This window comes from Bacteroides sp. GM023 (assembly GCF_014750685.1).
Taxonomy (GTDB): Bacteria; Bacteroidota; Bacteroidia; order Bacteroidales; family Bacteroidaceae; genus Bacteroides.
On the sequence record NZ_JAAXGE010000004.1, the window covers coordinates 244,258 to 254,574 of the forward strand.

General features: G+C 46.2%; 15 protein-coding genes. 10 read left to right on the plus strand and 5 right to left on the minus strand.

Features of this window, described 5'->3' with window-relative positions; all coding sequences use genetic code 11:
- Positions 1-26: 26 nt before the first annotated feature.
- Positions 27-659: a hypothetical protein gene (locus HC965_RS11090; RefSeq protein ID WP_004320516.1), complete on the plus strand. Its 633-nt coding sequence runs from the start codon at positions 27-29 to the stop codon at positions 657-659.
- 151 nt (positions 660-810) lie between these two features.
- Here HC965_RS11090 and HC965_RS11095 read toward each other — a convergent pair whose 3' ends face one another.
- Positions 811-960 carry a hypothetical protein gene (locus HC965_RS11095; RefSeq protein WP_153834743.1) on the minus strand — a complete coding sequence of 50 codons (150 nt, stop codon included), beginning with the start codon at positions 958-960 and terminating at the stop codon, positions 811-813.
- Between the two features lie 55 nt (positions 961-1,015).
- Positions 1,016-1,234, minus strand: coding sequence for a hypothetical protein (locus HC965_RS11100; protein WP_004320514.1), 219 nt, complete (start codon positions 1,232-1,234; stop codon positions 1,016-1,018).
- Between the two features lie 25 nt (positions 1,235-1,259).
- Between HC965_RS11100 and HC965_RS11105 the strand changes: the two genes are divergently transcribed.
- From HC965_RS11105 to HC965_RS11140, 8 genes are all read left to right on the plus strand, one after another.
- Positions 1,260-1,601 carry a hypothetical protein gene (locus tag HC965_RS11105; protein WP_004320512.1) on the plus strand — a complete coding sequence of 114 codons (342 nt, stop codon included), beginning with the start codon at positions 1,260-1,262 and terminating at the stop codon, positions 1,599-1,601.
- A gap of 10 nt (positions 1,602-1,611) precedes the next feature.
- Positions 1,612-1,974: a hypothetical protein gene (locus tag HC965_RS11110; protein WP_004320510.1), complete on the plus strand. Its 363-nt coding sequence runs from the start codon at positions 1,612-1,614 to the stop codon at positions 1,972-1,974.
- A 280-nt stretch (positions 1,975-2,254) separates the two neighbouring features.
- Entirely contained in the window at positions 2,255-3,010 is a 756-nt protein-coding gene (locus tag HC965_RS11115) for a ParA family protein (RefSeq protein WP_004320508.1), read from the plus strand.
- A gap of 7 nt (positions 3,011-3,017) precedes the next feature.
- Positions 3,018-3,272 carry a hypothetical protein gene (locus HC965_RS11120; RefSeq protein WP_004320506.1) on the plus strand — a complete coding sequence of 85 codons (255 nt, stop codon included), beginning with the start codon at positions 3,018-3,020 and terminating at the stop codon, positions 3,270-3,272.
- A 437-nt stretch (positions 3,273-3,709) separates the two neighbouring features.
- Positions 3,710-5,437, plus strand: a complete 1,728-nt coding sequence (locus HC965_RS11125) for a ParB/RepB/Spo0J family partition protein (RefSeq protein ID WP_004320504.1) — start codon at positions 3,710-3,712, stop codon at positions 5,435-5,437.
- 441 nt (positions 5,438-5,878) lie between these two features.
- Positions 5,879-6,154: a hypothetical protein gene (locus HC965_RS11130; protein WP_004320502.1), complete on the plus strand. Its 276-nt coding sequence runs from the start codon at positions 5,879-5,881 to the stop codon at positions 6,152-6,154.
- Between the two features lie 7 nt (positions 6,155-6,161).
- The gene (locus HC965_RS11135; RefSeq protein ID WP_004320500.1) at positions 6,162-6,434 is read left to right on the plus strand and encodes a hypothetical protein; all 273 of its coding nucleotides are present in this window, start codon (positions 6,162-6,164) and stop codon (positions 6,432-6,434) included.
- A gap of 33 nt (positions 6,435-6,467) precedes the next feature.
- On the plus strand, positions 6,468-6,848 hold the full coding sequence (locus tag HC965_RS11140; RefSeq protein ID WP_004320499.1) for a hypothetical protein: 381 nt from the start codon (positions 6,468-6,470) through the stop codon (positions 6,846-6,848).
- 102 nt (positions 6,849-6,950) lie between these two features.
- On the opposite strand, the gene HC965_RS26770 is transcribed toward HC965_RS11140, so the two are convergent.
- Both HC965_RS26770 and HC965_RS11150 read right to left on the minus strand, forming a co-directional pair.
- On the minus strand, positions 6,951-7,073 hold the full coding sequence (locus HC965_RS26770; RefSeq protein WP_004320497.1) for a Fic family protein: 123 nt from the start codon (positions 7,071-7,073) through the stop codon (positions 6,951-6,953).
- 89 nt (positions 7,074-7,162) lie between these two features.
- Positions 7,163-7,345, minus strand: a complete 183-nt coding sequence (locus tag HC965_RS11150; protein WP_008782490.1) for a hypothetical protein — start codon at positions 7,343-7,345, stop codon at positions 7,163-7,165.
- 148 nt (positions 7,346-7,493) lie between these two features.
- Here HC965_RS11150 and HC965_RS11155 point away from each other — a divergent pair, with 148 nt between their 5' ends.
- Positions 7,494-8,708, plus strand: coding sequence for a PDDEXK nuclease domain-containing protein (locus HC965_RS11155; RefSeq protein WP_004320495.1), 1,215 nt, complete (start codon positions 7,494-7,496; stop codon positions 8,706-8,708).
- An 87-nt stretch (positions 8,709-8,795) separates the two neighbouring features.
- On the opposite strand, the gene HC965_RS11160 is transcribed toward HC965_RS11155, so the two are convergent.
- A partial coding sequence (locus HC965_RS11160) for a type IV secretory system conjugative DNA transfer family protein (RefSeq protein ID WP_223854826.1) occupies positions 8,796-10,317 on the minus strand: 1,522 nt, incomplete at its 5' end.

A 10,317-nucleotide genomic window follows, 5' to 3' on the forward strand; every position in this document is an offset into this window, starting at 1 on the left:
CAGCAAAAATCAAAATTTATACAAATATGGAAACAACAACTATTCATCCGGCAGAAGCCTATCTCCGAAACGAGCAGAATTCCACCTCTTTATATGTAAGGATTGCAGGACAACGTAGGCGATTATTCATCAACCGCAATGAAAACGTCATCGGCATTATTGCGCCAAGAAAACGAAAAAGCGGGTACATCTTCACGGATTGGGCAAGCATTGAGAAGATATACTATCCGTCATCCTCTCCCGAAGATGCAGCGGACATAGGAAAGAAACAGGTCTTGAAATACCAGAAACTTGCCCGACTTGCCACGCATACGAATGATTGGCTTCGCAAAATCGCTAATGCCGATTTGGATAAATCCCTCTACGAGAACCGCATCACGACCGGCACACGCATCGACGGCAAGTGTATCGGACTTGCCACCATCGAGAAGTATTGCAGCAGTTGGGATATGGCTCGTTTCAGAACGGCACTGAAGCAAGGCGAAAAGTTTTCCACCGGACGCTTCGACTTTTGTGGCTATGACGGTACGTTATGGTGTGAGCCACGCGAAAATGGAGATATGGCGGCTGGATTCAGCAAAGAATACAGGAATTGTGGCAACGGCTACTATTATCTGCTTATCAACGATGAATACATGATAGGCTATGACATAGACTGAGTTATATGCAAGACCGTATCGGGCAAAGTCTCGGTACGGTTTGTTGTTCCGATCGACCAACGGCCTTTTATAAAATTCCTTTCTCCCTCATATAGCCTTACATCCTGCGGCCAGTTTGCTTCAAGCAGCCTCACGCATTTTGTGTAACACGTTACATAAAGTGCGTGAAGCCCCTTTTTGCAAAAGGACGGACACGGACAGACTTGGCATTACAGGGGGCGGGATAAATCCTGCCCTCTGTAGTCCCAAGACAGTCCATCGGAAAGTCCGTCCCGGCTGGCCGCCTCACTCTTTTATTCATAAATCTTTCCTTTTCTAACGGATTCCCATTAAACCCAAGTCCGCTGCCGTGCGACCTACGGAACAGAATTTTCCGCAAAGGTAACCGGCGGCTCCAATCCTGCCAATGCCGGCATACTGCCGCAAATGACACGTAAAAATCTTCCTCTCCGCTGTCGAGCGTATTTTTCCGGATCAGCCTTGTCCGATTGTTCCCCGCCACCTTCTGAAAGCAGAAAAATCTTCCCGGCGGTCGCAAACAGACCGAACAAAGGGAAATAGTAATCTTGATTCATGAGTATTACAAAAACAATAATAAGTATGGAAATATTAAAAATAGTAATTCCCAAGTGGAATATAGCGGAAATTACTGGCTATGACCCGATGACAACCTTTTGGCAGGACTTCTCTATGGCAGACAAGTTCGGGAATGAAGCCATAGCTGACACATACAGAAAGGTTAAGGCAGAATGGAAAGATAACTACAAGCATTGGACAGAGCTGTGCCTTGTACTTAATCACAAAATTTGGCAATGGCACGAGCGGGACAACCAGAAAGCCACGCTCTATGACCGCCGAATGGCCAGACGAGCTGCAGGAGTATTACTTTCAAATAACGGATTAAAGCAATCGGTAGGACGGTGTGAAGTCTCCCCACTATAAACTCAAAACTATGACCGCTCAAGAAAAGATACAAAAAGTAACGGAAATATCCCAAAGCAAAGGCTGGAGTATAAGTGTGGATGACAAAAATAAATCAAATATTCAGTTCGACTTCCAACGCTATACCAACTATGGGCAGGATTTTAATTTCAGTGCCGAAATGAAATGTGAGGACATTGATACCCTCATTGCTGACATGGAACAATATTTCGAGGGTTTTGACCCGGATTACGAAGCCTATCTATGGATTGGAAATGATGGGCACGGTAAAAATGGCGCACCTTACCACATCAAGGACATTGTATCGGATATGGAGGAAGCGGAAAAACAAATACACGACTTGTTGGAAGCACTTGAGACAGAATTTATCTAATGCGCATGATGATGATTTATAAGACTAATTCCAAAATGAGCTTATTTTGCTGTTATACAACAAATACTAAATGTAGTATATACTAAGGTTAGTAAAGTAGGATATTAGGAAATATCCCATCAGAAATGATAGAATGCACTACATTTAGTCAATCAGTATTTTAGTATAGTAGTAGATGCTATAATACTAAAATATACAAAAGTAGTAAAATAGTATACACTAATAATAGTAAATACTAAAAATAGTATTATCTTTGTATCAGATATAAAGACACGAAATTATGACAAAAATAATCGCAGTTTTGAACCACAAGGGCGGTGTCGGAAAGACAACTACCACCATCAATCTTGCTGCCGCATTGCAGCAGAAGAAAAAGCGTGTACTGCTCATCGACATGGACGGTCAGGCAAACCTCACGGAATCCTGCGGTCTCTCCATCGAAGAGGAACGGACGGTGTACGGAGCGATGAAAGGCGAATATACCTTACCGGTATTCGAGTTGGAAAACGGTCTTTCCGTTGTACCGTCCTGCCTCGATTTGTCGGCGACAGAATCCGAGCTTATCAACGAGCCGGGGCGGGAATTAATACTAAAAGGGCTGATTGCAAAATTGCTTGAAACCCGTAAATTCGACTATATCCTGATTGACTGTCCGCCCTCGCTGGGTTTGCTGACACTGAACGCCCTCACATCGGCGGATTTCCTGATTATCCCGGTACAGGCGCAGTTCCTCGCCATGCGCGGAATGGCAAAGATTACAAATGTGGTCGGGATTGTCAAGGAACGTTTGAACCCAAACCTAAATATCGGCGGCATTGTCATCACCCAGTTTGACAAGCGCAAGACGCTCAACAAAAGTGTGGCGGAACTAATCAGCGAATCGTTCTGCGACAAGGTATTCAAGACCGTCATCCGGGACAATGTATCATTGGCCGAAGCTCCGATAAAAGGCATGAATATCTTTGAGTATAACAAGAACAGCAACGGGGCAAAGGACTACATGGAGTTAGCAAAAGAAGTGTTGAAATTAAAATAAAAACGATATGGGCAAAAGTGATTCATTGAAAAACGGCATGAGAAGCGGACTGGACGGCTTGCTGTCATCCACCGGGAAGTCCACGCAAAAGAAAGAACCTGCACCGGTCAAAACGGAAAAAGAGCCTGCTGTACATTGCAACTTTGTCATAAACAAAAGTATTCATACCCGGATGAAGTACCTCGCCATCGAAAAGAATATGTCTCTACGGGACATCGTGAACGAGGCGATGAAAGAGTATTTGGAAAAGCACGAGAAATAACCGGTACGGCGGTTGTAGTCCCCATCCGATATACCTTTTATAGCATACCGCTATCTTATGGGCACGTCCACAAGGTAGCGTTTTTCCTGTTTATACCCTCCTGGGTGTTCTCCTGTTCTATTACCTCTTATAACCGCATGGTTGTATTACTTTTTTATTTATTCCACTTGCCGCTTGTCCGGCCTCGTTCCTGCCATCGCCGGTTGGTTTTCCAGACGCAAATTTGGACTGCCGCGCTTGATTTCACCGCTTTGAAGTGCATTTCTCGTAAAATTCTTCCTTCCTGCGAAAGAGTAATTTTCCGGAAAAAGCGTTGAAAATAGCTTGTTCGTCAGTCCCTTGAAGCATCTGTAAATCCCAAGCGGTTCAGGCAGAGAAAAGAACCGAAAAAAGGGAAAATAAAAAAATCAAATATCAACCAATTAAATTTTATGATTATGGCAACAACAGCAGTTCAAGCAGTAGAGAAGAACATCACATCGGTAGCATTGGCAGACATTCAGCCGAGTAACTACAACCCACGTAAGAACTTTGACGAGACAAGCCTTGCGGAACTTGCCGAGAGCATCCGTCAGCAGGGAGTGCTTCAGCCTATCGGTGTGCGCCCTATTGCGGACAACCGTTTCGAGATTGTATTCGGAGAACGCAGATACCGTGCTTCCCTCATGGCTGAATTGGCGGAAATTCCGGCTATCGTCATGGAAATTTCAGACGAGACAGCCGAGGAAATGGCGATTACCGAGAACCTGCAGCGTAAGGATGTGACCCCGATTGAGGAAGCCAACGCCTACCAAAAGCTCATAGACAGCGGTCGCCACGATGTACAGTCCTTGACCGTGCAGTTCGGCAAGACGGAGGCATATATCCGTACACGACTTAAATTCGTTTCCTTGATACCCGAAATCGCTTTGCTGTTGGAGCAGGACGAAATCACAATCAGCGTGGCAAGTGAAATCTGCCGTTATGGGGAAGAGATACAGCGTGAGGTGTACGACCAACATCTGAAAGAGGGGGTGCAGTACAATAGTTGGCGAGGCATGAAAGCTTCCGAGGTGGCACAAAGCATCGAACGGCAATACACCGCAGACCTCAATCGCTATTCATTCGACAAAACCCTTTGTCTTTCATGCCCTCACAATACCAATAATATGATGTTGTTCTGTGAGGGTGGTTGCGGAAATTGCGCCAACCGCGCTTGCTTGGTGGAAATGAACACATCGCACCTTACCGAAAAGGCTATGCGGCTCATGGAACAGCACCCTGCCGTTCCCCTCTGCCACGAAAGCTACAATTACAATGAAGCTGTCATCGACCGACTTACCGCTATGGGCTACGAAGTGGAAAGCCTTAAAACCTATGCAACGAAATACCCCGAAAGCCCCCAAGCACCTCAAAAAGAGGATTATGATACCACCGAGGAATACGAGGATGCAGAAAAGGATTACGGGCAGGAATTGAACGGTTACACCGAAAAATGCGAAGCAATCCGCACCCGAAGCGAAGCAGGAGAAATCTCCCTCTATCTCCGTATTGAGAGCAACGACATTACACTGTGCTATGTTGCAAATACCGCTACCACCGTAAACGGTACAGCAACCGAAATGCCGCTTTCACCTATCGAGAAGTTGGAAAAGCAGGACAAACGCAACAAGGAGATTGCCCTCGAAAAGACCGTTGAAGACACCAAAAAGCGGATTTTAGAGGTCGATATGTCAGAGCGCAAATTTGGACAGGACGAGGAGAAAATGGTGTATTTCTTCCTGCTCTCCTCACTCCGCAAAGAGCATTTCAATGAGGTGGGAATTGAAGATAAAGGTTCTTATTACTACCTTACGAGCGAGGACAAAATGCGCATCATCGAGAACCTTACCGCCAAGCAGAAAGCCGTTATCCGCAGGGATTATCTGATTGCCAATTTCAAGGACGCATTCGGTAACAACGCCACAGCCTCCCTGTTGCTTGGCTTCGCCCAAAAGCATATGCCCGAAGAACTTGCCAATATCCAAGACGGATATAATGAAGTGTACGAAAAGCGGCACCAACGCATTAAGGAAAAAAAAGCCGCTTTGCAGGAACAAGCCACGCAGGAAGCGGAACAACCCGATGAACCGCAACCCGAAGCGGAAGCACAGACCGAACCGCAAACGGAAGAAATAGCTGCCTGACAAATGTTGTTGTCATAACGAATAGGGGGGGGGAAATCCGCCCTCTATTCATTTTTGTATGCTCCGGACAAAGGACCCAAGTACCTCTTTTAACTTTCTGACGAACCCGTCACCACCCACCCTTCCTCCATTCATAGCTTTCGTTTCCTCTCTTTTTTACCATTTTCAACTTCCCTTTTATAGCGTTTCCCCAGCTTCATTCCCTGTCAGCCCCGGTTTGGTTTTATCAGATGCAAAGGTCGGCCGTCGCGCTTGATCCGGCGGCTTGAAATGTATTTCCTGCAAATTCTTCCTTCCCTCAGAAAGAGTAATTGGCAGGAAAAGCCTCCCGTATGAAGCTGTACCGACAACCGTTTACCGCATCTATAAAATCCCAAAGCGGTTCCGACAGAAAGGAATCGAACGGAGGGAATAAAAAACAAATCATTAAAATTCAAGATTATGGACAACATCAAGGAAAGCAAGGAGTACCAGCTCGCCAAAGACTGGGAAAGAGCAGTGAACGATTACGGCTTCAATCCCAAACGGTTTGCAGCCGCTATCCCCGAAATGCACCCCACGCTGCAGCAAAGCCTTTACAGGTTGGTAAAGGAGTGTATCGTGGTCATGGCAGACGAGACACGCAATTACGATGACCGCAACCGTGCATCGCACGAAGAAGCGAAGTGTATCATGGAATACCTCAAGGCAAACGGGAGACATATCCCATTAAGATAACAGGCGTATGAAAACGAAAGAACTACAATTTGACGGCAATATCTACATCTGCCGTATCGTGAAATCCAACGAAGGTGAAGAACTACTTATCGGCTCTACCGCTCTGCTCGATGCACTTCATCCGGGCAGTTTCGAGGACGAGAGCGAAGGTTTTGCAAGTAAGGAAGCCGAACAAATATATGACGAGGTTTTCTTTTTCGCCGATGCGAAGACCCTCAAATTACCGGACGATGAACTCATCACGGAATTAAAAGAGGATAACCCCGAATGGTTCAACTAACATAAATCAATAATCATATTAAAAATCAAAGTTATGGATAAAGAGTATGTAATGCACATCGCACAGACCATCAAAGAACAATTACTGTCATTTACCCCCATACCCGTCTTTATGTCGTGGGGAGTCAGCGAATTTGTCGCTACGGTATTCCAAGAATTACCGGCACTGCGGCTGAAAGTAAACGGACGGTTACACGCCGGATATGTCGTTATCGCTCTCAACGGCTCTGATTACTACGAGGTCTATCTACTGAAAGAAGATGATAGCAATGCAAAGTGTGTCAATGAAGAAGTCTGCTTCGACGAACTGGGCGATGTTATCGACCGGGCTATCGAAAGCGGTACAGACAAGGAGGAATACGATAAATTCTGCGACCGGCAACTTGCCGAACTTTTAAGCGGTACACGAGCTTAAATAAGCGAACTACCATATAAATAACACTGCCCCCATTTTCACGCGGGCAGTGTTATTTGTATGAGGTTGGATGCGTCCAAGCCGCAATATCCTATTATAAACTTACTTTTGAAATTCTTGTTCCACTTTTACCGTTACATACATCTGGTTACGGCTTGTGGGATTGTCCGGCTCCGTCATTTCCAATACCCCTGCACCAATCATCGGATTGATATAGACCTCCATAAGATTTTCCCTATCTTTCAATCCTAAATGTTGCAAAATATCAGATAGGGATTGCGGCTCAACACAGAACTCCAAGATTTGCTCTTTTCTCAAATCCTGCTTGCGAGGTTTTCTTGTCGGGTTTTCATCCCTAACTGCAAGGTCAGCACAACATAGTCCGGACGTGTTTCCTCGGCTACAGTAGGAAGCGGCCAACCCAAAGACTGCCAACCGCTCACAATCTTATCCACACCGCTACCGGCTTTCTCGGCACGCCCCAGACACATGAACATCTAAGTGAGTAGATTGGCAGCAAAGCGAGTGCAGGAAACCGGAACGCTAAAAATACCGAATAAGACCCACACGGCACTATAATATGTTGGCATTCTGCCCTGTATATCCCGTATTTTTCGTACCTTTGCGGCACAAAAACGTATGTATATGGAACAACAAGTTATCCCATCGGATTATACACAATATGCAGAGGCAGTAGAGATAATCAAACATGCCATCGAACGCTGCCGGTATAGAAGTGCGGCTGCGGTCAACAAAGAAACTCTCTCGTTGTATTTTGGAGTGGGGAAATTCGTGTCTGAAAATTCCCGCATCGGCTGTTGGGGTACTAAAGCATTGCCTACCATATCAAAGCTCCTTCAACGGGAGTTGCCCGGTCTGCACGGCTTTTCTGAATCGGGGTTGAAACGGATGCGCTCATTCTATGAGGAATGGAGGACGTTTTTAATTCGTCCAACAGTGTTGGGCGAATTGGAAAACCATTCGTCGGAAAAGGGTACGGCTTTAATTCATCCAACAGCGTTGGGCGAATTGGATATTGACGAGCATCTACTGCTGCAACTTATCGGGCAACCGGTCAATACCGAATTTACCTGGGACGATTTTGTCAAGATTAGCTTTTCACATCATATTGAAATCCTGACTCGTTCAAAAGACATCGCAGAACGATTGTTCTATATCCATTGTGCCGCTCAAAATGCGTGGTCGCTATCCTCTCTCAAAAATTACTTGAAAGAAGACATCTATTCAAATCGCGGATCTTTGCCGAGCAACTTCCTTCAAGTGCTGCCCGAAGCCATTTATGCCGTAAAAGCGACATTGGCGTTCAAGGATGAGTATATGCTCGAAATGGTTAATCTGGAGAATGTGGGAGAACGCGAACAGGACTGGAACGAAAAGGTCATCGAAAACCAAATCGTAACCAATATCAAGCAGTTCATTCTCCGTTTTGGAAACGACTTCACTTTTATCGACAGTCAGCATCGCCTGATAGTTGCCGGAGAGGAAATGTTTGCTGACCTTGTATTCTTCAACAGAGAACTGAATGCCAGCGTAATCGTGGAATTGAAACGGGGCAAGTTCCGCCCGAATTATCTCGGACAGCTTAGCGGTTATCTGACTGTATATGATATGACCGACAAGAAACCGCACGAGAACCCTTCAATCGGTATTGTCCTATGTCAGGATGCCAACCGCCAATTTGTCGAAATCATGGTGCGCGACTATGATAAGCCTATGGGCGTGGCGACATACCGCACAGCCCAAGAAATGCCGGAAAATTTGCGCAAGACTCTACCGGACATCGACAAATTACAAAATCTGCTGTCGGAAAACGATTCCAAATCGGAAACTGTCAGATGATTCATTTATGTCCGCAAGATTTCGGGTAGCTGAATGGAATACAAAAATCCCTGCAATAACCACGTAAATTATTGCAGGGATTTTGATTTATTTCGCCCCACGCTTGTTCAGTACATCCGCTATCATGTCTTTTACATCCTGTCCGACTTGTATGAAATTTTTATACAAGATGCGTTCCCGTTCCTCCCTCGACTTGAAAGTGTAGAACTTCGGTAGCGGTACATAGGCCGCTTCCTCCGCTTTTATCTCCCTCATATCGAAATCCGTCTTGCAGAAGAACTTTGTAGTCTTGAACTCTTCCGACTCCTGAATGTTCATCGAGCCTCCCGTACCGGTTTTCGTCTTCACGAAATCACGTGCCGTCTGTCCGCAAATCCATCCCGTCGCCATATCCGAAATTTTCGAGGCGGGTACAAGACTGTCCATGTTCTCATTGAGATTGATACTCGTTTTGTCCCGGTCGATCGTCACGCCCTTTTTGACCTGTACCACCTTGCCGAAAATGTCATTCGACAACCATTCCAGTGTCTCTTTTGCGCGAGCTGAACCGCTTACCACGTTGCCCACTGTCGTGATGATTTTTTGCATTCCCACTTTTCCGTAGTCAGCCTCCAACTGCGGCAACTCCTGAAAACCCAGCGTTACGCTTACCTTGTTGCTTCTCGCCGTACCTATCAGTCGGTCTATCTTGTGGAAATACAGTGTCGGTAGCTCATCCACGATGATGCTGACCGGAATATTTTTCCCCTGCCCGGTGTTCACACGGGTAACGAGACGGTTCAATATCAGAGCGTTCAACGCTCCGATGATACTTTCCATTTCCGGATCGTTGGCTATCAGCAGATAACTGGGTGACTTGGGGTCACTAACTTTCAGGTCGAAATCGTCCCCATCCTTGTGGAATATCCAGTAAGATTCCTTTGTAGCCAAACGGCTGGTATAGACACGCAGCGTACCTATCATACCTTCCAACTGTTCCATCGCCTTGTTTTTGAAGGCCGTTTGGAACGGGCCGAGCAACGGCGCGACCTCGTTGTCCGTCTCAAGTACCTCAAAAATAGTCTGGTAGCTCTCATTGAGAAATGAAAGGATATGCGGCATATCCGAGTATTTTCCAAGCCAATAGGCAGGTTCCACGATGCTGCCACCCTCACGGTCACGAACGACACCCGTCGGCTTCCAGAACTTCGTCTGCGGATCTTGCCGTTTCTCCGCATACAGTTTCTTTCCGTTTGCATCGTAGGGTTCCCGCTCGTAGTTCACGAAAAAGTAGATACAGGCGGCAAGAAAGTTCACGGCAGAAGTCTGAAAGAACTGGTCACTGCCTCCGCCTCCCTCTTTCTTGCCTTTCTGCAGGGATTCCAACAGGGTTTCCGCCGTTTCGCTCGCCGCCGCAAGATTATTGATGTACTTTGCCTGAATGGGGTTCACCCGTTTGCTGTACTCCACATCCACGAAGTTGATGATGTTGAACTTGCATCCTTTTGGCACTTTGCCGAGCTTCTGGTTTTTCTTGTAATGATAGTAAAGTTTAGTGGCAAGTGTCGGATCGGGTAGGTCAGCGCCCTTACGGGCGCTTTCCCCCCTAAGAACCGTGCGTGATAGTTTC